At 68.3% G+C, this 22801-nt stretch carries 18 protein-coding genes; 14 read left to right on the plus strand and 4 right to left on the minus strand.

What is annotated here, in order from left to right; translation table 11 throughout:
* Positions 1-82: 82 nt before the first annotated feature.
* The 12 genes from VB059_RS00885 (at position 83) to VB059_RS00940 (ending at position 13259) form a co-directional block, all read left to right on the plus strand.
* The gene (locus VB059_RS00885; protein ID WP_323420122.1) at positions 83-1507 is read left to right on the plus strand and encodes a polysaccharide biosynthesis tyrosine autokinase; all 1425 of its coding nucleotides are present in this window, start codon (positions 83-85) and stop codon (positions 1505-1507) included.
* Positions 1508-1638: 131 nt separating this feature from the next.
* Positions 1639-3072 (plus strand): sugar transferase, encoded by a 1434-nt coding sequence (locus VB059_RS00890; RefSeq protein ID WP_323420123.1) that lies wholly within the window; start codon positions 1639-1641, stop codon positions 3070-3072.
* Positions 3073-3085: 13 nt separating this feature from the next.
* Positions 3086-4324 (plus strand): glycosyltransferase family 4 protein, encoded by a 1239-nt coding sequence (locus tag VB059_RS00895; protein WP_323420124.1) that lies wholly within the window; start codon positions 3086-3088, stop codon positions 4322-4324.
* A 1-nt stretch (position 4325) separates the two neighbouring features.
* Positions 4326-5396 (plus strand): GDP-mannose 4,6-dehydratase, encoded by a 1071-nt coding sequence (gene gmd / locus VB059_RS00900; protein WP_323420179.1) that lies wholly within the window; start codon positions 4326-4328, stop codon positions 5394-5396.
* Complete coding sequence (locus tag VB059_RS00905) at positions 5389-6351, plus strand: GDP-L-fucose synthase (RefSeq protein ID WP_323420125.1); 963 nt, start codon at positions 5389-5391, stop codon at positions 6349-6351. Before gmd ends, VB059_RS00905 begins: the two co-directional genes overlap by 8 nt.
* The gene (locus VB059_RS00910) at positions 6348-6917 is read left to right on the plus strand and encodes a hypothetical protein (RefSeq protein ID WP_323420126.1); all 570 of its coding nucleotides are present in this window, start codon (positions 6348-6350) and stop codon (positions 6915-6917) included. Before VB059_RS00905 ends, VB059_RS00910 begins: the two co-directional genes overlap by 4 nt.
* On the plus strand, positions 6914-8062 hold the full coding sequence (locus tag VB059_RS00915) for a glycosyltransferase (RefSeq protein ID WP_323420127.1): 1149 nt from the start codon (positions 6914-6916) through the stop codon (positions 8060-8062). The genes VB059_RS00910 and VB059_RS00915 overlap by 4 nt, the downstream gene beginning before the upstream one ends.
* Positions 8059-9276 (plus strand): hypothetical protein, encoded by a 1218-nt coding sequence (locus VB059_RS00920; RefSeq protein ID WP_323420128.1) that lies wholly within the window; start codon positions 8059-8061, stop codon positions 9274-9276. Before VB059_RS00915 ends, VB059_RS00920 begins: the two co-directional genes overlap by 4 nt.
* A 97-nt stretch (positions 9277-9373) precedes the next feature.
* A complete protein-coding gene (locus tag VB059_RS00925; RefSeq protein WP_323420129.1) occupies positions 9374-10501 on the plus strand; it encodes a glycosyltransferase in 1128 nt (375 codons plus the stop codon).
* Positions 10502-10572: 71 nt separating this feature from the next.
* Entirely contained in the window at positions 10573-11478 is a 906-nt protein-coding gene (locus VB059_RS00930; protein ID WP_323420130.1) for a polysaccharide pyruvyl transferase family protein, read from the plus strand.
* A gap of 28 nt (positions 11479-11506) precedes the next feature.
* A complete protein-coding gene (locus VB059_RS00935) occupies positions 11507-12910 on the plus strand; it encodes an O-antigen polymerase (protein WP_323420131.1) in 1404 nt (467 codons plus the stop codon).
* A 181-nt stretch (positions 12911-13091) separates the two neighbouring features.
* Entirely contained in the window at positions 13092-13259 is a 168-nt protein-coding gene (locus VB059_RS00940; RefSeq protein WP_323420132.1) for a hypothetical protein, read from the plus strand.
* 50 nt (positions 13260-13309) lie between these two features.
* Here the strand turns inward: VB059_RS00940 and rfbA are convergent, their stop codons facing one another.
* From rfbA to nifJ, 4 genes are all read right to left on the minus strand, one after another.
* A complete protein-coding gene (gene rfbA / locus VB059_RS00945) occupies positions 13310-14188 on the minus strand; it encodes a glucose-1-phosphate thymidylyltransferase RfbA (protein ID WP_323420133.1) in 879 nt (292 codons plus the stop codon).
* Between the two features lie 138 nt (positions 14189-14326).
* Positions 14327-15493: a nucleotide sugar dehydrogenase gene (locus VB059_RS00950; RefSeq protein WP_323420134.1), complete on the minus strand. Its 1167-nt coding sequence runs from the start codon at positions 15491-15493 to the stop codon at positions 14327-14329.
* Between the two features lie 284 nt (positions 15494-15777).
* Positions 15778-16776, minus strand: coding sequence for a dihydroorotate dehydrogenase-like protein (locus VB059_RS00955; RefSeq protein ID WP_323420135.1), 999 nt, complete (start codon positions 16774-16776; stop codon positions 15778-15780).
* Complete coding sequence (gene nifJ / locus VB059_RS00960; RefSeq protein WP_416339466.1) at positions 16773-20588, minus strand: pyruvate:ferredoxin (flavodoxin) oxidoreductase; 3816 nt, start codon at positions 20586-20588, stop codon at positions 16773-16775. Before nifJ ends, VB059_RS00955 begins: the two co-directional genes overlap by 4 nt.
* Before the next feature lie 461 nt (positions 20589-21049).
* Between nifJ and trxA the strand changes: the two genes are divergently transcribed.
* Together trxA and amrB are read left to right on the plus strand one after the other, a co-directional pair.
* Positions 21050-21478 carry a thioredoxin gene (gene trxA / locus VB059_RS00965; RefSeq protein ID WP_323420136.1) on the plus strand — a complete coding sequence of 143 codons (429 nt, stop codon included), beginning with the start codon at positions 21050-21052 and terminating at the stop codon, positions 21476-21478.
* Positions 21479-21637: 159 nt separating this feature from the next.
* Positions 21638-22531 (plus strand): AmmeMemoRadiSam system protein B, encoded by an 894-nt coding sequence (amrB, locus tag VB059_RS00970; protein ID WP_323420137.1) that lies wholly within the window; start codon positions 21638-21640, stop codon positions 22529-22531.
* Positions 22532-22801 lie beyond the last annotated feature (270 nt).

The raw sequence follows: 22801 nt of genomic DNA on the forward strand, positions 1-22801 counted from the left end.
GTTTTGAAACTTTTGGTTACCTAAGTGCGAGCTGTGAGGAGGTTTAGCGTGGCCCCGTCCGACGACTCGACGAGGGGGCAGGGTGGAACTGCGGGATTACCTGACGGTGCTGCGAAAATACTGGCGCAGTATCACGGCCGTCACCATATTCGGCGTCCTCGGCGCTGCAATCCTGAGTTTCTTTCTGACTCCGGTGTACACCTCGAAAACGGCACTTTTCTTCTCGGTGAACGGTGCGTCGTCGGCGAGTGATCTTGCTCAGGGCACATCGTTCACGCAGAAACAGGTCGAGTCGTACGTCCAGGTGGCGACGTCGCCACTCGTCCTGCAGCCGGTGATCGCCAGGATCCCGCTGGCCACCACCCCCGCCGCGCTGGCTGAACACGTCAAGGTGACCGTGCCCACCAACACCTCGGTCATCGACATCGCGGTCGACGATCCGAACCCGGCGACAGCCACCGCGATCGCCGACGCGATCGGCGCCCAGCTGGTCACCGCCGTGCACGACCTGTCCCCGGAAGGCGGCCAGGGCCAACGGAGCGTGGCGGCCACCGTCATCACCCCCGCAACGGTGCCGTCCTCGCCGACAAGCCCCAAGATCCCGCAGAACCTCGCGCTCGGGCTCTTGCTGGGACTGTTCGTCGGAGTGGGGCAGGCGATCCTGAGGAAGACCCTGGACACCAGGGTCCGAACGGCAGCGGATGTGGCGAGGGTGACAGACGCCCCGATCATCGGTCGGATCGCGTACGACAAGGCGGCGGCGGGCCGGTCACGGTTCACGCCGGAGGGCCAGGACCCGGTCGGCGCCGAAGCGTTCCGGAGACTGCGGACCAACCTGCAGTACCTCGACGCCGGCCAGGGCCGGCGCTCCTTCGTGATCACCTCGTCCGTCGCTGACGAGGGCAAGACCAGCACGGCGGTCAACACCGCTGCCACACTGAGTGCCGCCGGTCTGCGCGTCCTGTTGGTGGATGCCGACCTGCGCAAGCCGAGTCTCGGACGCCTTCTGGGGCTGGAGGATGCCGCCGGCCTCAGCACGGTGCTGATCGGGCACGCCCAGCTCGGAGACGTCCTGCAAGCGGGGGGCCTGCCGGGACTTCACGTGGTGACGTCCGGGCCGGTGCCGCCGAATCCGTCCGAGTTGCTCGGATCCGTCGCGATGTCCCGCCTGGTGGAGACCATCACCCAGCAATACGACGCCGTGGTGATCGACGCACCACCGCTGCTCCCGGTCACCGACGCCGCGATCCTGTCGCGCCTGACCAGCGGCGCGCTGGTGGTCGTCGGAAGCGGCGAGGTGCGCAGTCCCCAACTGACGACCGCACTGGAGAGCCTCGAGTCGGTCGACGGGCGGGTGCTCGGTGTCGTGCTGAACAAGGTACGAGGTGAGAGCGCCGGTTACGGGAGCTACTACGGACGCGCCGAGCCGGCCTCCGAGACCCGTCGGAAGGTCGCCCGGCGGGCCGTGGCGGAGGACTGGGCGGATCGGCCGCGGGAAATCGTCTGACCGTCGGAACACATACGTCAAGTGATGAGATCCGACCGACCTGGGGATGGGATACCGATGTCCGGGGAAACAAAATGACTGTGAGCATTGCGAAATCCGATGAACTGCCAGGTCCGCATTCCGATAGCAGCGTGACAAGGCGCGAGCCTGCACCACGACCGGGAACCAGATGGTATTACGCCCATCGGCGCCGGCTGATCGGGATCGACCTGCTGATGGTCACCGGGGCGATCACGGCCACCTACCTGCTCAAGTTCGGCGATGAGCTGACCACCGAGGTCGGCGGGACGGGCGTCCCGTACGTGGTGGCCGGGCTCATGGTCGGGCTGCTGCTGATGGGAGCTCTGGGCGGGACGGAGTCCCGCAGCCGCCGCATTCTCGGCGCGGGCCTGGAGGAGTACCGGCGCGTCATCCGGGCCTGCTTCGTCGTCTTCGGTGGCGTCGCGGTCGTTTCGTACCTGCTCGGCGCGCAGCTGTCACGCAAGTTCTTCCTCACCACTTTGCCTCTCGCGGTGCTGATGCTGCTGGTCGGACGGTGGGCCGCCCGCTGCGGGCTGAACAATCAGCGGCGCGGGGGAGCAGGGCTGACGCCGACGCTGGTGGTCGGCTCCCTTGAGGACCTTGCCGGCATGGTCGAGGACATGCGACGACGGCCGGACGCGGGCTATCTGCCCGTCGCTGTGGCGTCCACGGACGCGGCCCTCACCCCCGAGGGGCTCGACGGACTTGATCGGGTGTCCTTCCAGGACGTCAGTGAGTGGGCGCGTACGGGCCGCGTCGAGGCCGTGGCGGTGACGAGCGGCCTCACCCGTGGCGAGGCACGGAGACTCGCGTGGGACCTGGAGGACTGCCGGACGCACTTGATGTTTGCGCCTGGACTGACCGACGTGACGGGGCCGCGGATCCATTTCACCGACGCCCAGGGTCTTGAACTGGTCCACGTGGACCTGCCCAGGTTCTCCGGCTGGCATCACCTGCTCAAGCGGGCCTTCGACATCGCTGTCGCGACCGCCGCACTCGTCATCCTGTCGCCGGTCCTCCTCCTGGTGGCCCTGACGATCAAGCTGGACGACGGTGGTCCGGTGCTCTACCGGCAGGAACGCATCGGGCTGGGAGGGCGGACCTTCACCATCCACAAGTTCCGGAGCATGAGGATCGACGCCGACCGGCTCATCGATCGGATGATCGACGAAGCAGGCGGAAAGGCGCTCCTGTTCAAGGTGGAGAACGACCCCCGGATCACTCGTGTCGGCCGATTCCTCCGGCGCTACTCGCTGGACGAGCTCCCTCAGTTCTGGACGGTGCTCCGCGGGGCGATGAGCATCGTCGGGCCACGTCCCCAGGTGGCACGCGAGGTCGCCGAGTACACCGATGCGGCGCATCGCCGCTTGCTCGTCAAGCCGGGCATCACCGGCCTGTGGCAGGTCAACGGCCGCTCGAATCTCTCGGTCGAGGAGAGCGTCCGCCTGGACCTGCGCTACGTGGAGAACTGGTCCCTGCTGGGAGATCTCATCATCATCCTCAAGACCGTGAAAGTCGTCCTCCAGCCCAAGGGAGCCTACTGATGGGAACGGACAGTTGAAGATCCAGCTGATTTCCACCTACTACTCTCCCGAAACCACGGGAAACGCTCCATACGCCACGTCCCTGGCGCAGGGGCTCGCGGCATCGGGGCACGACGTCAGCGCGGTGGTTGCCGCGCCGCACTATCCCGGCTGGGTGACACTGCCCCGCGACCAGTGGGCTGCCCGCGAGGTCGCCGGTGGCGTCCGGGTGGAGCGTGTGTCCTCGTACGTTCCTTCCCGTCCCACTTTCGTCACTCGTCTGGGGTACGAGATCCTCTTCGGGATCAAATACGCGAGGCGGCTGGATCCCACGGCCGACGTGGTGCTGATGCTCAGCCCGTCGCTCTTCGGCAGCGCCGTTGCGCGACTCGGGGTCGGTCTGATGCGCCATCGCCCGCGCACCGTCCTGTGGGTGCAGGACCTGTACAGCGCCGGTGTCAGTGAATCCCAGGGCAAGGCCGGCTCCTTGGTCGGCCGGGTGATGAGGATGGTCGAGGGTCGGATCCTTCGTTCTTTCGACCGGGTCGTGGTGATCCACGATCGTTTCGGCCTGTATGTGACCGACACGCTGGGGGTCCCGTCGGACCGGGTCGCGGTGATCCGCAACTGGACGCACGTGACGCCTCCGGGACAGGGCGACCGGGCGGCGCTGCGCACCCGGTACGGATGGACACCGGAGCAGACCGTGGTGGTCCACGCCGGCAACATGGGTGCCAAGCAGGGACTGGAGAACGTGGTCGACGCTGCGCGGATCGCGCAGGAACGGGACCTGCCGATCCGGTTCGTCCTGATCGGCGACGGCAACCAGCGGGCGGTCCTCGAGGAGCGGGCCCGAGGAATCGTTGCCCTCCAGTTCATTGATCCGCTCCCGGAGAACGAATTCCTTGAAACGTTGTCCGCGGCCGACGTCCTGCTGGTCAATGAGCGGCCGGGGCTCAATGAGGCCGCGGTCCCCAGCAAGCTCACCACCTACTTCGTGACCGGGCTGCCGGTCCTCGCCGCGACGGAGCCGACCAGTACGACGGCGGATGAGATCCGCGCCAGCGGCGCTGGCGTCACTGTTCGTTCCGGCGATCCGGCTGCGCTCGTCGAGGCGGTCCTGCACCTACGCGAACAACCGGACACGGTGAGCAGGTCGGCCGGACCGGACTTCGTCCGGGAGAGCCTCTCGCAGGATGCGGCGCTGCTGTCCTTCACCGGCCTGCTGACGGGCGAACCAGCAATCGAGGAACACGAGAAAGTGGGTGCATGACGTGACGAAGAAGGCGCTGATCACCGGGATCACCGGGCAGGACGGCTCCTACCTGGCGGAGCTACTGCTGGGTAAGGGATACGAGGTGCACGGCTTGGTCCGCCGGGCGTCGACGTTCAACACCAAGCGTATCGACCACCTCTATCGGGACCCCCACGACCCGGAGGCCCGGCTCTTTCTCCATTACGCGGATCTGTCCGACGGCTCCCGACTCGTCACGCTGCTGAACACCATTCGGCCGGACGAGGTCTACAACCTCGCTGCCCAGTCCCACGTGCGGGTCTCGTTCGACGAGCCGGTCTACACCGGCAACTCCGACGCCATCGGCACCATGCGCCTGCTCGAGGCCGTACGGCTGAGCGGCCTGCAGTGCCGCTTCTACCAGGCATCGACCTCGGAGATGTTCGGTGCGACACCTCCGCCGCAGAACGAGGAGACGCCTTTCTGGCCGCGGAGCCCGTACGGGGTGGCGAAGGTCTACTCGTACTGGGCGACGCGCAACTATCGCGAGGCGTACGACCTGTTCGCCGTGAACGGGATCCTCTTCAACCACGAGTCGCCGCGCCGTGGAGAGACCTTCGTGACCCGCAAGATCACCCGCGCGGTGGCGCGCATCAAGGCGGGCCTGGAGAACGAGCTCCACATGGGCAACCTCAGTGCGATCCGCGACTGGGGCTACGCACCGGAGTACGTCGAGGGCATGTGGCGGATGCTCCAGGCGGATGAGCCCGAGGACTATGTTCTCGCCACGGGCGTGGGCTACTCGGTGCAGCAGTTCCTGGAGACAGCATTCGAGCACGCCGGCCTGGACTGGCACGACCACGTCCGGTTCGACGAGCGCTACCTGCGGCCCACGGAGGTCGACGCGCTGACCGGTGACCCGTCCAAGGCGGAGCGGCAACTGGGCTGGAAGGCGACGGTCCACGGTGATGCCCTGGCCCGGCTGATGGTGGATGCCGACATCGCCCTGCTGGACTGCCAGGGTCGTCCGTGGATCGACTCCCCGATGCTGGTCGACTGGCCGGAACCGGTGGCGAAGCCCACGGCCACGAAGGAGAACGTGAATGCCTGACTACACCCCGGCGGCCCTGGACCGCGATGCGCCGTTCTATGTGGCCGGGCATCGTGGCCTGGTCGGGTCCGCGATCTGGCGGCACCTGCAGTCGCAGGGATTCACCCACCTGATCGGTCGCACGTCGGCCGAGCTTGATCTGCGCGACCGTGCGGCGGTGTCCTCCTTCATGACGGACGTCCGCCCTCGCTATCTCGTGCTGGCGGCAGCCAAGGTCGGCGGGATCATGGCGAACAACACGTATCCGGTGGACTTCCTGACGAACAACCTGCAGATCCAGACCAGCGTCCTCGATGCGGCAGTGGCGGCGGGTGTCGAGCGGGTGCTCTTCCTGGGCTCCTCCTGCATCTATCCGGCGCACGCTCCGCAGCCGATCAAGGAGGACTACCTCCTGACCGGTCACCTGGAGCCGACCAACGACGCGTACGCCATAGCCAAGATCGCCGGCATCATGCACGTCCAGGCTGTCCGGCGACAGTACGGTCTGCCGTGGATCTCGGCGATGCCGACCAACCTCTACGGGCCGGAGGACAACTTCTCCCTCCAGGGCTCCCACGTGCTGCCTGCGATGATCCGTCGCTACGACGACGCGGTGCGCAACGGCGGAACCATCACCAACTGGGGGAGCGGGACACCTCGACGCGAGTTCCTGCACGTGGACGACATGGCCAGTGCCTGTCTGCACCTGATGGAGCACTACGACGGGCCCACGCAGGTCAACGTCGGCACCGGGACCGACATCACCATCAGGGAGCTGGGCGGCCTGGTCGCGGATGCGACCGGCTACACCGGTCCGGTGGTCTGGGACACGTCCAAGCCGGACGGCATGAAGCAGAAGCTGCTGGACGTGAGCCTGCTGCAAGGCCTCGGTTGGCGCCCCGCGATTGATCTGGCCGAGGGGATCACGTCGACGGTGGACTGGTATCGGGCCCAGCAGGGAGCCCTGCGGGTATGACCACCTCGAGCCAGGAGGCGCCGGCAACAGTCGGCGTCGCCTCCATGCACTGGAAACTGGCCGACTTCACCGGCGCCGGCTATGACAAGGGACGACCGAAGCTGATCCAGGCCGCGTGGCTGGCCGCGTCGGATGTGATCATGCACTGGTGGGTGCCCGCCGCCGTGCGGATTGCGGTGCTGCGGGCGTTCGGCGCGACGATCGCCGACGGCGTCCTGATCCGCCACCGGGTGCGGATCCACTGGCCGTGGAAGCTGACGGTCGGCCGCGACAGTTGGATCGGTGAGGGCACCTGGATCCTCAACCTGGAGCCGGTCACCATCGGGCACGACGTGTGCATCTCCCAGGACGTCCTGCTGTGCACCGGCAGCCACGACCGGCGGTCTCCCTCGTTCGAGTTCGACAACGAACCGATCACCGTCGAGGACAACGCGTGGGTGGCAACTCGAGCCACGGTCCTGCGCGGCGTGACGATCGGGCGCAACGCCGTTGTCGGGGCGACCGCCCTGGTGGCCCGCGACGTCGAGCCCGGCGGGTTCGTCCGGTCCCCGAAGGGGCAGCGATGAAGATCGCGCAGGTCGTCACGCTGGTCTCTCCGGACGGGGCGTACGGCGGCCCACTTCGGGTGGCGGCGAACCAGCTCCGGGCACTCCGGTCATCGGGGCACACAGTCAGACTCTTCGCTGCGCATCGTGGCTATGCCACCGCTCCGACTCAATTGCTCGGGGTGCCTCTGACGACGCGGACTGCTCGGATGCTCCTTCCGGGGACCGGGTTTGCTGGCCTCTCGTCGCTTCCACTGCTCGATCTGCTGCGACGAGAACTCCCGCGATACGACGTCGTACATGTCCACTTGGCTCGTGATCTGGTGACCATGCCAGCGGCTCGATTGGCGCTCGGACTGGGACTGCCGGTGGTTCTCCAGACGCACGGAATGGTTGACGCCTCATCCCACTGGCTTGCTCGACCGCTGGATACCTTGATGACGCGACCCGTGCTGCGCCGAGCCGACCGCACCCTGTACCTGACCGAGCGAGAACGGCGTGATCTGGAGCAGGTCAGCCGCGGGGAGGCCCGCCTCACCGAGCTGACGAACGGGGTACCGGTTCCTCCGGTCGATCTGGCGGGCGAGGAGAAGTCATCGGTTGAGGTTCTCTTTCTGGCCCGGCTCCATGCCAGAAAACGTCCTGGCGTGTTCGTCGAGGCCGCGCGCCGGCTGGCGGTGGAGTACCCGGATGTCGCCTTCACTTTGGTGGGACCGGATGAGGGGGAAGGGGCCGCAGTCCAGAAGCAGATCGCGGACGCCGGTATCTCGACCATTGGCTGGGAGGGGGCTCTCGATCCCGACAGGACGCTCGATCGGATGCGGCGTGCGAGCATCTATGTCCTGCCGTCTGTGGACGAGCCCTTTCCGATGAGCGTGCTCGAGGCAGCCTCCTGCGGTCTCCCCTGCGTGGTGACCGACACCTGCGGGCTGGCGCGGGCTGTCGACCGGTGGTGTGCCGGGGCGGTCGTCGACGACTCCACGGAGATGCTGGTCGGCGCGATCCGGGAACTTCTCACCGACGGGCGTGTCCGCCAGGAGAGGGCGCGCAACGCCCGGGCCATGGTGCAGGAGGAGTTCGGGATCGGTGCCGTGGCCCGTGGGTTGGAGACCGTCTACGCGGACGTGACCGCGACGGCGTCGGCAGGGGCCGGAGGTAAGGCGTGATCATCGGCGGGGCAAGGACCCGTCAGCTCTGCGCACTGTTCGACGTCGCTGCCACGAGCTTGCTCACCCTGACGTTGTCGCTCGCTGCCGCGCGAACGCTGGGTGTTGCTGATTTCGGCCGGTACGGCATCAGCGTGACTGTGGCCTCCATCGTGCTGTCCCTCGTCCAGGGTGGCCTGATCGACTACCAGCTGAGGCGCCATCGGGATCTCTCCAGCGCGGCCTTCTGGGGCGTCGAGCGCTGGTTCCCCGTCGCCGCCGTCGTCGGTGTCGCGCTGGGCGTCGTGGCTTACGCGATGCCGGCCGGAGCGGTCGACACTGGAGTCGGCACCCTCGTGTATGTGGCGATGGGCGCTGTGATCGTCTACCTCTACGCCCGGACGTACTGGGTGCGCGCCTATCTGACCAAGGCCTCACGTGAGATGACGAGTCTCGCGATCTCCGGCACGAACCTGGCTCTTGCGGCGGGTCTCGTGACACTCCTGCTACGGGTGTCTTCGCACGGTTGGTTGCCCTTGTTGTGGGTCCACCTGGCATCGATGGGACTGACCGGCATCGTCGGCCATCGCATCCTGGCCGGGCGGCGATCCGGCGACACGGTCGGCAGTGGCTGGAACATGGCCTACGCCTGGGAGAACCTCGCGCTGGTCTCGGCCATGCAGATCTCCAGCGTCGTCGCGGCCCCGAGACTGGGACTGTCCTTCAACGCCGGACTGCGCGGAGCCTCCACGCTCCTGGGACCACTGAACGTGTTGTTCGGGGGCGCCCGGCTCACCCTGCTGCCTCGCATGGCCAGGTCCCCCCGCTCCCGTCAGCTGCTGGTGGGATCCTCCGCGGCCCTCTCCCTGGCCGGCCTGGGCTGGGTCGTCATCCTCTACTGGCTCTTGGTGTTCGCGGGTCCCGCTGTGCTGGGGGACAGCTGGCAGGTGACCCGGGACATGCTGCCGTGGGTCGGTGCCACCTACGTCACGCAAGGGGCCTACCTCGCCGCGTTCATCCACGCCCGGGCCGTGGTCCTGGACTCCGTGGTGCGATCGGCGCGGGTCGTGCAGCTGGGGCTGGTCGTGCTCGGGACCGCTGTCGCCATGGTGGCGGTGGATTGGCGGATATATGTGGCGGGGAACGCGCTCGCCAATGTCGTGGCCTTCCTGATGATCTTCTCCGCCGGCTCGGCGAGAGCCTCGGTGGAGGCACGAGGAGGGGCGCAGCCATGACGCGCCGCCGACCCGGGACGTCCGCGTCCCGCGCCCCAGGAACGCCCGACCGGCCAGTCCGGTGTCGCACTGTCAGCCGTCGACCTGCGAGGTTCGCGTGAACAATCGACCAACCAAGGTGATCCACTATTACGCCCGTTTCGGTGAGCACAGGTCCGGCGTGACCGAGAGCATCGCGACCTGGCTGCGGATCGCGTCCGCGGAGTATCCGACAGAGTTGTGGATGGCACCCCTGCGGCACCGCGTGGTGCATCGGGACCTGCGGGTTGTGCGCGGTCTCGACACCGAGATCTCCGAGGTGCCGCATCTCGGACGGCGACGCCCGACATATCTTCCTCTCCTGCCGTGGTGGAGGATCCGACGCGGCGACATCTTTGTGGTGCACGAGGGCTGGGTGCTGTCGAACACAGTCGCCGTCGCGATCGCCCGAGCGCGGGGCGCCGTCTGTATCGGTGTGCCGCACGGCGTGTACGAGCCGCAGCTGACGGAGACCATGCGCGACTTGCTGGGGGTGCGTCGGCTTGTGGAGAGGATGACGTTGCGGGGCCTGGATCGCCTGCACGTCTTCTACAGTTCCGAGGCGGAACTTGCGGAGGCAGTGGCGGGGCGTGGGATCCCCAGCGGCGCCTTTCCGAATCCTGCCCCGCCGGTTGCCCCGACAGCCGCCTGGAACCGTGACGGAGCCGACGACTACTACCTGTGGCTGGGCAGATTCGATGTGAAGCACAAGGGGCTGGACCGGTTGGTGGAGTTGTGGGCAACCCTGGACGCGCCGCGCCCACGACTCGTCCTGGCGGGACCGGACGTCGATGGGGGCAAAGCGGTCGTGCGGGGCCTCATCGAAAAGCTCGGGCTCCGGGGAACCGTCTCGATGCGCGATTCGGTGGACGGCGCGGAGAAGGCGGAGCTCATCCGTCGGGCCGCCGGATATGTGCACCCGAGCCGTTGGGAGTCCTGCAGCATGATCCTGAACGAAATGGTCGCCGTTGGCGTGCCGTCCTTGGTGACCGAGGGCATCCATGCGGCCGAGCCGATGCGGCGCGCAGGTGTTGTCACCACGTACGCCGATTCGACATCGTTCCGCGCTGGCTTGACGCGCCTGCGGGGGTCGGGGGTCGGAGGTCAGCCGCAACGGGAAAGGGCACTCGCCTTCAGCGAGGCAGTGGTCGGGGACTCCTATCGCCGGTGGCTCAGGGAGACGATCGTGGAGCGGGGAGACAGATGAACCGGACCGGGCCCGACTGGGGCGAGAAGTTGGATCTCCGCCTGAGCGAGGTGATTAGCCCCGGTAGGGACGTGGCCTTCTTCGACTATCCGTTCCACCTCAATCCGGGAGATGCGGCGATCGCCGCGGGCGAGTTGGCCTGGCTGGCGCGGAACGCCTCCCGGGTGGTGTGCATGACCCGCCGGGAGACGGTGGAGAGCGGGTACTGGCCGGACCTGCGCGAGGGGGTGACCCTGCTGTTCCACGGAGGAGGCAACATCGGCGACCTCTACCCCGAGCATCGCGTGCTCCTTGAACGGATGCTGCTGAGATACCCGGACCACGATGCTGTGATGCTGCCCCAATCGATGAACTTCCGTGATCCTGCTAAGGCTGCGGCCCTTGAGGCCGCGGTCGGCGGGCACCGCGGGCGCGTGACGATGATGTGGCGGGACACGAGGAGTCTCGGGACCGCGAGTCGTCTTGTCCCGGGTGCGCGACATCTGCTCTCGCCGGATGCCGCTGCCGGCTTCACCGGATGGCAACGTCTGTCCGGCCCGGTCACCGCTGTGACCCACCTGCTGCGGCACGACGAGGAATCGAGCAGCCTGCCCCCCGGTGACATCGAGTCGGGAGACTGGCCGTATTCCGCGACGGACAAGCTGGCCTGGCAGGCGATGCGGTGGCGTCATCGCCTACTGGACGTCACTCCGGCCAGGACCGATGGGCAACGCCGGGATCTCTACCTGTGTCTTTCGGCGATGAGTCTCCGGAACGCCCTCGGTCTGCTGTCGGCGGCGGAGGTCGTGGTGACCGATCGCTTGCACGGCCATATTCTGAGCACCCTCATGGGCATTCCGAACGTCGTCCTGGCAGACTCCTACGGAAAACTTCGGGACTATTACGAGACGTGGAGTCGTGACCTCCCTTTCACGGCTTTCGCGTCGTCGCGGGATGCGGTTCCGGGTCTTGTCAAGGAAGTGCAGGGGAAAGTGTGACCCGCGCCAATCCAGGTTCAGGCTCCCGGTGACGGAGTATTCGCTGAGCCACCCGTCCTCGCCGGTGAGGCCCGTACACGATGGCCTTTCGGTGCTGTTCACCCTCGCGGTGGGCATCGTGCTCTCGGCCGTCGTCCCAGTGCTCCTGCTTGATCTGAACTCTGATGGCAGGCCCGCTCCGTGGCCGCTTCTGGGGGTGCTGATGCTGTCGGGGGTCCTGTTCACCCGGGCGGCATTGGGTGGTGAGCGCAGGCTCCACGAGATGGTGGTCTGGCTCTACACGTATGGTTTCATGGGGGTGGCGCCAGTTGTCCAGGTCGAGCTCGCCTCGCTTCCGGGCACCACACCGTCGATCGACACGTCGCTGGTTCCCACCGCGGGCTTGCTCGTCCTGGCGGGCATGGTGTCGTTCATGGTCGGTGGGATCGTGGGACAGCGAGGCGCGTCCGCACCGGTCTCCGTGCGGGGCGTGGACGGACGGCGTACGCAGGTGCTGACGTTTCTCAGCTGCCTCGTTGCGGCGTATTACCTCGTACGAGTGGGGCCGGCGAACCTGTTCACCTCCCGTATGCACCTGGAGTCGGTGCGCGCGGGGATATGGGGCGACAGTCCCCTCGGTGCGATCGTCTACGCCTCGACGATCATGGGCCTCCTCGTCTCCTTCACCGCACAGATGAGACTGCGGTGGCAGGAGAAGCAGGCGGGACGGACATCATTGCCACTCCTGCCGGCTCTGACGCTCATCGCGCTCCTGGTCTGTGCGAATCCCATCAGCACCGCACGCTATGTTTTCGGCACTGTGGCACTGGGTGTCCTCGGTGCCTTCGGTGCCTACCGAACGATCCGTGGATATCGAATTATTTCATTTCTCGCGCTTCTGGGGCTGTTCTTCATTTTCCCGGTCCTCGACGCTTTTCGATATACGACTTCTGGAGACCGAATTTCGCTCAGTCTGCTCTCCGCCTTGGCCGGAGGCGATTTCGACTCCTTCGCCCAAGTGATCAACGCCCTTACCTACGTGAGGGACATGGGGGTGACGTGGGGCCATCAGATGCTGGGCGTGGTGCTTTTCTGGGTCCCTCGCTCGCTGTGGTCGGGAAAGCCGTTGGACTCCGGGCCTCTGTTGGCTGTGCACCAGGGATATGGCTTCACGAACCTGTCCGCCCCATTGTGGGCCGAGTTCTATCTGAACTGGGGGTGGGTCGGTGTGATCGGGGGGATGTTCTTGTTCGGCATGTGGGTCCGGAGGGCCGACCAACGCGCGAACATCCTCCTCGGCCGGAGTCCCGTTCCGGGTCCGTGGACGGCGATCATCCCGTTTTATCTGCTGATCGTGCTCCGCGGATCACTGCTGCAGGCCATGACCTACTTGGTAATCGTGGTGATCGGCGGCTGGTTCGTGCGGCAGGGTGCGCAGTCGCGAGTTGATTGAGACGCGGCGGTCCTCCGCCCGCTCACCCACCTCATCGGGTCAGTCACAGATGGGTCAGGTGACCGCCAAGTGGATGTGGCCATATTTTGGCACTTCGCCTACGATCTCCTCGACCGGCTCCCGGTCGTCCGACACGATCCCGAGTCGCGACGCCCTGGAGAGAAGGCAGACGGGGGAAGCGGTGAGCGACGAGTACCGGGTCGAGGTGACCGAGGGCGGAACGGTGATGCTGCAGGTGGGTGACTACCTGCTTTGCCTGTTGCCTGCTGCCGCCAGCCGCTTGGCCACAGAGCTGGGGCAGGCAGCGGCCCAGGGCGCGAAGATCCGCTCCGATCGAGGCACGTCCTGAAATCGAGGCACGTCCTGAACCTGATCAGCGCCCCACCGACCTCGACGGGATCAGTCTGATTCCTGGTGGCGGCGCAGTACGTCCAGGAGGTAGTCGCCGTAGCCCGACTTCTTCAGCCGCAGCGCCCGGTCGCGCAGCGCATCGTCGCTGAGGAAGCCCATCCGCCAGGCGGCCTCCTCCGGACAGCCGACCTGGAGTCCTTGGCGCTTCTGCAGCGTGTGGACGTAGTTCGACGCGTCGAGCAGCGAGTCGAAGGTGCCCGTGTCCAGCCAGGCGGTGCCCCGCGGCAGGACCTCGACCTGCAGCCGGCCCTCGCGCAGGTAGTGCTGGTTGACGTCGGTGATCTCGTACTCCCCGCGGGGTGAGGGCTGCAGTGCGCGGGCGATGTCGACAACGGTGTTGTCGTAGAAATAGAGCCCGGGGACCGCATACTGCGACTTCGGCGCAGCGGGCTTCTCCTCGATGGACATCGCCCGCCCGGCAGCGTCGAATTCGACCACACCGTACGCCGTGGGGTCGGCCACCCAGTAGGCGAAGACGGCGGCTCCGTCCAGTTCGTTGAACCGCTGGAGCCGGGTGCCCAACCCTGGGCCGTAGAAGATGTTGTCGCCGAGGACCAGCGCGACCTTCTCGTCGCCGATGAAGTCGGCTCCGATGGTGAACGCCTGGGCCAGCCCCTTCGGCTCGGGCTGTTGGGCGAACGTGATGGAAACGCCGTACTGCTCTCCGTCGCCGAGCAGCCGCTCGAAGGCCGGCGCGTCGTGCGGTGTCGTGATGACCAGGATCTCCCGGATGCCCGCGAAGATGAGCAGGGACAACGGATAGTAGATCATCGGTTTGTCGTAGACGGGCACCAGTTGCTTGCTGACGCCGAGGGTGATGGGGTGGAGTCGCGTCCCGGATCCCCCCGCCAGGATGATTCCGCGCATGGCTATGACCTTACTCAGGTACGCAGCCGCGCGACCAGCACGGTGCCATGTGCCCGGCCGACGGCCGAAGGGACGGCTCCAAGGGCCCGCTGGCCCCGAGGATCTGGCTGGCCCCGAGGATCCGGTTGGCCCGCTCGCCTAGTCGCTGCCGAAGAGATCGCGCGTGTAGACCTTGTCATCGACGTCGGCCAGTTTCGTGGAGCGTCGGTTGGCCACGATCACGTCCGAGCGCCGCTTGAAGTCGTCCAGGTCCCGGACGACCTCGCTGTGGAAGTACACGTCCTCGTCGTAGAGCGGCTCGTAGAGGAGCACCGTGATGCCCTTGGCCTTGAGGCGCTTCATGATCCCCTGGATGGAGGACTGGCGGAAGTTGTCCGAGCCGGCCTTCATCGCCAGCCGGTAGATGCCGACCGTCTCGGGATTGCGGGAGAGGATGTCCTCGGCGATGAAGTCCTTACGGGTCGAGTTCGAGTCGACGATCGCCTGGATCAGCGTCTGCGGCACCTGGTCGTAGTTGGCCAGCAGCTGGCGGGTGTCCTTGGGCAGGCAGTAGCCGCCGTAGCCGAAGGACGGGTTGTTGTAGTGGGTGCCGATCCGCGGGTCGAGCCCGACCCCGTCGATGATCTGGCGCGTCGACAGCCCGAAGCGGGCCGCGAAGGTGTCGACCTCGTTGAAGTACGCCACCCGCATCGCCAGGTAGGTGTTGGCGAAGAGCTTGATCGCCTCCGCCTCGGTGGCGCCGACCAGGAGCACCGGCGTGTTGTCGTCCAGGGAGCCCTGGCACAGCAGGCCGGCGAACTGCTCGCCCTTCGGGCAGGGGTCGGCGACGATGATCCGGGACGGGTGCAGGTTGTCGTGGAGCGCCTTGCCCTCCCGGAGGAACTCGGGGGAGAAGAGGATCGTCCGGTCGGGGAACTCCGCCCGCATCCGCTCGGTGAACCCGACCGGGATCGTCGACTTGATCACGATCGTCGTGTCCGGGGAGATCTCGGCGATCTGGGCGATCACCGACTCGACGATCGAGGTGTCGAAGAAGTTCGTCTTCTCGTCGTAGTCGGTGGGCGCGGCGATCACCGCGAAGCTGGCGCCGGCGTACGCCACGACCGGATCGGTGGTCGCGCACAGGTCCAGTTCCCGGTGGGCGAGATAGTCCTCGAGCTCGGCATCGACGATCGGGCTGCGGCGGGCGTTGACGTCGTCGACCCGCGCCTGGTCGATGTCGAGGGCCACCACCGAATGGTGCTGGGCCAGCAGGACGGCGTTCGCCATCCCGACATATCCCAGTCCGCAGATCGCGATCTTCATGCCGTGGAGCCTCGTATCCCTCAGGCCCTGTCTGTCCGGGCCGATCATCGCCCACTGTACGGGCGGGTCCCGGACGTCACGAAACCCCGCCGTGATGCGGCTCGCCGCGGTGAACGGAGGGTGAATCGCCCGGTGAACGCGTGGTGACCGACGCTGTGGACCTGCGGGATGCCGGCCTCGTCGTCCGGGACGGCGCCTCCCCGAAGGATCCGCGCGCGATGTGACGACTCGCATGAGCTACTGGCATCTACTCTGACATTGTTAGAGTAGATGCCAGTGTTCACTCAGTGGGTGACGATCTCGCGGTACTGGCTGCGTTCGTACGTGGAGGGGTCGGGCACCGACGCCGCCGACATCGAGCCGCGGAGCTGGTCCACGGAGTCGTAGTCGTGCTCGGCGAGCCAGCTGCGCAGGCCGTCCAGCATCCCGGTGATCGCGGCGGGCCCCTGCTGGATCACCGCGGCCGTCGTACACGCCACGTCGGCGCCGACCAGCAGCGACTTCACCACATCCTCCCAGCCGTGCACGCCACCGGTGGCGGCCAGCCCGACGTCGGGCAGCTGGGCCCGCAGGATGCCGAGCCAGCGCAGCGCCACCCGCAGATCCGCCGAGCTGGACAGCGCCAGCCGCGGGGTGAGGGCGAGGCGGTCCAGGTCGATGTCGGGGGCGTAGAAGCGGTTGAACACCACGAACCCGTCGGCCCCCTGGTGGTAGGCCGCGGCGGCGAAGTGCCCGAAGGACGAGTAGTACGGCGAGACCTTCACCGCGAGCGGGACGTCGAGGCAGCCGCGGACCGAGGCGATGATGTCGAGTTGGCGGGCCTCGACGTCGGCGGCGGACTGCGCCCGATCGGCGGCCACGGTGTAGAGGTTGAGCTCGAGCGCGTCCGCGCCGACCTCGACCATCATCCGCGCGTACCGCTCCCACGACCCGTGGTGGGTGGCGTTGAGCGACGCGATCACCGGGACCTCGAGGGCTGCCTTGGCCCGCTCGAGCAGCCGCAGGTGGTGGGCCGCGCCGAGCTCGGGCAGGTCGATCGTCGGCAGCGGGCCGGCGCTGAACTCGGCGAACCCGTCGCCGGCATCCATCATGTCGGCCAGCCGCCACTCCTCGTCGAGGACATCCTCCTCGAACAGGCTCGGCAGCACCACGGCCGCCGCGCCCGCATCCTGCAGCGCCGTCAGCGAGTCGACGTCGCGGGTCAGCGGCCCGGCCGACGCGATCACCGGCCCGGACAACGGCAGGCCGAGGTAGTGGGTCGCGAGGACAGGGTGGGTGCTCACGGGTTCCTCCGTTCGTCGTGATCGTCCTGGACGACCGTTCGTTCCATCCCGGCCAGCTGGGAGTAGTAGCGCCAGCGTTCGTCGGCGTCGGACTGGGCCAGCACCGCCAGCTTGGCCGCCCGCTGCGGGTCGGAACGGGTGAGCATCGAGAACCGGGTCTCGGCGCGCATGAAGTCGGTCACCGGCTTGGTCGGCGCCTTCGAATCGAGGTGCAGCGGATGCCCCTCGCCGGCGGTGTCCGGGCGGAACCGGTAGAGCGGCCAGTACGCGCTCGCCACCGCGTCGGCCTGGTGCGTCATCGACGTCGCCATGTCGATGCCGTGGGCGATGCAGGTGCTGTACGCGATCAGCAGCGACGGCCCGTCCCAGGCCTGCGCCTCGAGCATCGCGCGGATCGTCTGCTGCTGGTTCGCGCCGATGGCGAGCTGGGCGACGTACACGTTGCCGTACGCCTGGGCCAGCAGGCCGAGGTCCTTCTTCGCCGCCGCCTTGCCCGACGCGGCGAACTTCGCCGCCGCCGCCCGCGGGGTCGCCTTCGAGGCCTGCCCGCCGGTGTTGGAGTAGACCTCGGTGTCGAGCACCAGGATGTTGACGTTGCGGCCCGAGGCCAGCACGTGGTCCAGACCACCCGAGCCGATGTCGTACGCCCAGCCGTCGCCGCCGATGATCCACACGGTCTTCTCGACCAGTTCGTCGGCCAGGGACAGCAGCCGCCGCGCCACCGGATCGTCGGCCGGACCGGCCATCGGATCGTCGGCCAGCGCCTCCCGTAGTTGGGCGACCCGGGCCCGCTGCGCGGCGATGCCCTCCTCGGTCGACTGGTCGGCGCCGAGCAGGCTGTCGGCGAGCTCCGTCGCGGCCGGTTCGCCGAGGGCATGTGCGAGCAGCCCGCGGGACCGGTCGACCAGCCGGCGCGCCTCGGCGTGCTGCTGCTCCCAGGCCAGCCGGATGCCCAGGCCGAACTCGGCGTTGTCCTCGAACAGCGAGTTCGACCACGCCGGGCCCCGGCCCTGCGGGTCCTGGGCGTACGGCACGGTCGGCATGTTCGCCCCGTAAATCGAGGAGCAGCCGGTGGCGTTGGCGATGATCATCCGGTCGCCGAACAGCTGGGTCAGCGTACGGATGTACGGCGTCTCGCCGCACCCGGAGCAGGCCAGCGAGAACTCGAACAGCGGCTGCAGCTGCGCGGCGCCCTTGACCTGGTCGTGGCGCACCAGTGACCGGTCGATCTCCGGGATGCCGAGGAAGAAGCCGAAGTTCGCCCGCTCCACCTCGCGGTGCTCGCGCGCCGGCTCCAGGTTGATCGACTTGTGCCTGACCTCGGTCTTCGACCGGGCCGGGCAGACGTCGACGCAGATGCCGCAGCCGGTGCAGTCGTCCGGCGCGACCTGCACGATCAGCCGGTGGTCCTTCAGCGTACGGTCCTTGTACGGCTTGGACTGCAGCGTCGCCGGGGCGCCCTCGAGCGCCTCGGCGGGCATCACCTTGACCCGGATCGCGGCGTGCGGGCAGGTGATCGCGCACTTGCCGCAGTCGATGCAGATGCTCGGGTCCCAGATCGGGATCTCCGAGGCGATCGCCCGCTTCTCCCACTGCGAGGTGGCGGTCGGCCAGGTGCCGTCGACCGGCAGCGCGGAGACCGGCAGCTCGTCGCCGCGCCCGTGCAGCATCGCCTGGGTGACCCGGCGGACGACATCGGGTGCCTCGGGCGGCACCGGGACCAGCCGGTGCGCGGTGCTCGTCGCCGCGCCGACCGGCAGCGGGGACAGGTGCGCGACGGCCGCGTCGATCGCCCGGTGGTTGCGCTCGATCACGGTGCGCCCGCGCTTGGCGTACGTCGTGGCGACCGACTCCTTGATCGCGGCGATCGCCGCGTCCGGCTCCAGCACCCCGGACAGGTAGAAGTAGCAGGTCTGCATGATCGTGTTGATCCGCTTGCCCATGCCGACGTCGCGAGCGACCGTCTCGGCATCCACGACGTACGGCTTCAGCCCGCGGTCGACGATCAGCTGCTGCACCTCCACCGGCAGGTGGTCCCAGGTGGCGTCGGGGCCGTACGGGGAGTTGAGCAGCACGGTCGCGCCCGGCTTGGCGATGTCGAGGGTGCGCATCGCCGACAGCAGGCCGAACTGGTGGACGCCGACGAAGTCCGCCTCGTCGACCAGGTAGCTGGAGCGGATCGGCGCGCGGCTGAACCGCAGGTGCGAGACCGTGGTCGCGCCCGACTTGCGGGAGTCGTAGACGAAGTAGCCCTGGGCCCAACGGCCGGGCAGCTCGCCGAGGATCTTGACGGTGTTCTTCGAGGCGCCGACCGTGCCGTCGGAGCCGAGCCCGAAGAACACCGCGGCGCGGGCCTCGCCCGGCAGCTCGAAGGTCTGGTCGACCTCCAGCGAGAGGTGGGTGACGTCGTCGGTGATGCCGACGGTGAAGCGCTTCTTGGGGGCCGGGGCGGCGAGTTCGTCGAAGACGGCCTTGGCCATCCGCGGGTCGAACTCCTTGCTGGACAGCCCGTAGCGCCCGCCGATCACCCGCGGACGGGCGCCGGTCGCGCCATCGTCCGGCCGGCCGTGGGACCGGGTGGTGGGCGTGGGCAGGTCGGATCGGGTGGGCGTGGGCAGGTCGGATCGGGGGGGTGTGGGCAGGTCGGGCCGGGTGGGTGTGGGCAGGTCGGGCCGGGTGGCGGGCGTGAGCAGGTCGGGCCGAGTGGCCGGTGCAGGCAGGCCGTCGGCCAGGGCGGTGAGGACGTCGGCGAGCAACGGTTCGGCGGGTGCGCCGGGCTCCTTCGTACGGTCCAGCACGGCGATGGCGCGGACCGTCCGCGGCAGCGCGGCGAGGAACGCCTCGACCGGGAACGGCCGGTAGAGCCGCACCGTCAGCACCCCGACCTTCTCGCCGTGGGCGTTGAGCTCGGCGGCGGTCTCGGCCAGGGTGCCGGCGGCCGAGCCCATCACCACGACCACCCGGTCCGCGTCCGGGGCGCCGGCGTACTCGACCAGGTGGTAGGCCCGCCCGGTCAGCGCGGCGAACTCGTCGAACACCTCCTGCACCACGGCGGGCACCGCGTCGTGGAACGGGTTCGCGGCCTCGGCGGCCTGGAAGAAGGTGTCCGGGTTCTCCGCGGTGCCGCGGACCGTCGGGTGGTCGGGGGACAGCCCGCGGGCCCGATGCGCCTCGACGTCCTCGTCGCGGATCAGGCTCCGCAGCGTGTCGTACGCCAGCAGTTCGATGGTGTTGATCTCGTGGGAGGTGCGGAACCCGTCGAAGAAGTGCAGGAACGGCACCCTGGACCGGAGGGTGGCGGCATGGGCGACCGCCGCCAGGTCCTGGGCCTCCTGCACCCCGCCGCTGGACAGCATCGCCCAGCCGGTCTGGCGGACGGCCATCACGTCGGAATGGTCACCGAAGATGCTCAGCGCATGGGTCGCGACCGCGCGGGCCGCGACGTGGATCACCGCCGGGGTGAGCTCCCCGGCGATCTTGTACATGTTCGGGATCATCAGCAGCAGACCTTGCGACGCGGTGAACGTCGTGGCCAGCGCGCCCTTGGTCAGGGCGCCGTGCAGCGTCCCCGCCGCGCCGCCCTCGGACTGCATCTCGATCACCTCGGGGACCTGGCCCCAGATGTTCGTACGACCGTGTGCGGACCACTGGTCCGCAAGCTCTCCCATGCCGGAGGACGGGGTGATGGGGTAGATCGCGATGACCTCGCTGAGCGCATGCGCGACGCGGGCCGCCGCCTCGTTCCCCTCGACGGTGGCATGGACCACCTGTTCCGTGTCTCGGGTCGGTTCGTCTCGGGTCGGTTCGCTCACAGGGCCTCCTACGACGCTACGTAGGACATTGTGGCACTCGGCTGGTCAAGGGCGCGCTGTCTCCGCTGGTCGGGGCGCCTGCGTGGCTGGTCGGGGCGCCTGCCTTGCTGGTCGGGGCGCCCGCCTCGCTGGTCGGGCGAGTCTGCGCCCCTCTCGATGTTGCTTATGTTGTGCGACGCTCCCAGCAGCGTGCGACGGTGCTCCGTCGGTCAGGTCGAGGTACGTCGCACGATGTGCACAGCGTCGGCCAACACTGGGCAGGTGGCCCGACCGACCCTGACGCTGGTGGCCCGACCGACCCTGACCTGGCGACCTGGCGACCCTGGCGACCCTGGCGACCCTGGCGACCTGGCGACCTGCACTGCGCGTGATGCCCGCTGTCTGCCCGGAGTGGTGGAATACATACCCCACTGGGCATCGTTGTGCTGACGTACGTCACGCTGGCGTCAAGGATGGAGCCCATGAGCAACAACGTCATCACGTGCCCGTCGTGTGGCACGCGCAACCGGGTGCCGGCCGCGGCCAAGGGGGTGCCCCAGTGCTCGCGCTGTCACGAAGCGCTGCCATGGATCGCGAATGCGGATGACGAGACGCTGCAGCAGGTGATCAGCTCGTCGACCGTCCCGGTGATCCTCGATCTGTGGGCGCCGTGGTGCGGCCCGTGCCGGATGGTGTCGCCCGCCCTTGAGACCCTGGCCAAGGAGAAGGCGGGCCGGATCAAGCTGGTCAAGGTCAACGTGGACAACTCGCCACGGACCCAGGCCAAGTACGGCGTGCAGTCGATCCCCACGCTGATGATCTTCAACAAGGGCAAGCAGGTCGCCCGCCAGGCCGGGGCACTGCCACTGAACCGGTTGCGCACCTGGGTGGACCGCTCACTCGCCCGCTGACTTCGCGGCCCTCGCGGGGAGCGGGGTCCTTCCACGTTGTCGGTTGGACACACAAGGAGGACTTCGCGGCCCTCGCGGGGAGCGGGGCGTCGGTCGTACGCCCCACCTGCGGGCCGGTCCCTCGGTACACTGGCGGCACAGCCGCCCGTGGAGGACCTCATGGAGACCGTCCGCCAGCCGGCAGTCGCCGGCACCTTCTATCCCGGGGACCGGGACGCCCTGGCCAGCATGGTCGCCCGGTTGCTCGCCGAAGCGCGCACCGGGCTCCCGCCCCACGACGAGCCCGTGCCCCACGGTGAGACCGTGCCCCACCACGAGCGCCCGCCCCACGGTGAGCCCGTCCCCGACAGACCCGCCGCGGTGCCGAAGGCGTTGATCTGCCCGCATGCCGGCTACATCTACTCCGGCCTGACCGCTGCGCACGGGTACGTACGCCTCGAACCGGCGCGCGACACCATCCGGCGCGTCGTGCTGCTCGGCCCGGTGCACCACGTCCCGATCCGTGGCCTCGCGCTGCCCGGCGCCACCGCGCTGCGTACGCCGTTGGGGGACGTGCCGGTCGAGGTGCCGGAGGTGCTCGGCACCCTGCGTCAGGTCGGGACCGACGTCGAGGCGCATCGGTGGGAGCACTCGCTGGAGGTCCAGCTGCCGTTCCTGCAGACCGTGCTGGGGGAGTTCACCGTGGTGCCGATGGTGGTCGGGCAGGTCGCGCCCGCTGCGGTCGCCGAGGTGATCGAGGCGCTGTGGGACGGCCCGGGGACGATCGTCGTGGTGAGCTCCGACCTGTCGCACTACCTGCGCTACGCCGCGGCGAACGGCGTCGACGTGGCGACCGTCTCGCGGATCCTCTCCCTCGAGGGGCCGCTGGAGTCCCGGCAGGCCTGCGGTGCGTCGCCCGCGAACGGGCTGCTCGAGTTCGCCCGGACCCACGGGCTGCACCCGGTGCTGTACGACCGGCGTACCTCGGGGGACACGGCGGGGTCGAAGGACCGCGTCGTCGGGTACGCCTCGATCGGTTTCCACGAGACCGGCACGGGGGCCGGAACCGTATGACCACCGGGGCGGGGACGCCGGAGCGGCGGGACCGGAGCGGTGGGTCCGGGCCGGATGCGACCTCACCGGACGCGTCGGCACGGGGCGCGGCCTCACCGGATACGTCGGCACGGGGTGCGACCTCACCGGATACGTCGGGACCGGACGCGACGGTACCCCCTGCGCCGTCGCCCCCCGACCCCGCGCCCGCCGCGCTGCCGGCGGACGCCGGCCGGATCCTGCTGCCGCTGGCCCGTGGCGCCATCGCGGCACGCCTCCGCCTCGAGGCCG

It is taken from the genome of Raineyella sp. (genome assembly GCF_034933565.1).
Lineage (GTDB): Bacteria > Actinomycetota > Actinomycetes > Propionibacteriales > Propionibacteriaceae > Raineyella.

Excerpts from the sequence above, each read along its gene's own strand:
- VB059_RS00905 (WP_323420125.1), top strand. The coding sequence starts at position 5,389 with ATGCCTGACTACACCCCGGCGGCCCTGGACCGCGATGCGCCGTTCTAT.
- VB059_RS00910 (WP_323420126.1), top strand. The coding sequence starts at position 6,348 with ATGACCACCTCGAGCCAGGAGGCGCCGGCAACAGTCGGCGTCGCCTCC.
- VB059_RS00915 (WP_323420127.1), top strand. The coding sequence starts at position 6,914 with ATGAAGATCGCGCAGGTCGTCACGCTGGTCTCTCCGGACGGGGCGTAC.
- rfbA (WP_323420133.1), bottom strand. The coding sequence starts at position 14,188 with ATGCGCGGAATCATCCTGGCGGGGGGATCCGGGACGCGACTCCACCCC.
- VB059_RS00950 (WP_323420134.1), bottom strand. The coding sequence starts at position 15,493 with ATGAAGATCGCGATCTGCGGACTGGGATATGTCGGGATGGCGAACGCC.
- trxA (WP_323420136.1), top strand. The coding sequence starts at position 21,050 with ATGAGCAACAACGTCATCACGTGCCCGTCGTGTGGCACGCGCAACCGG.
- amrB (WP_323420137.1), top strand. The coding sequence starts at position 21,638 with ATGGAGACCGTCCGCCAGCCGGCAGTCGCCGGCACCTTCTATCCCGGG.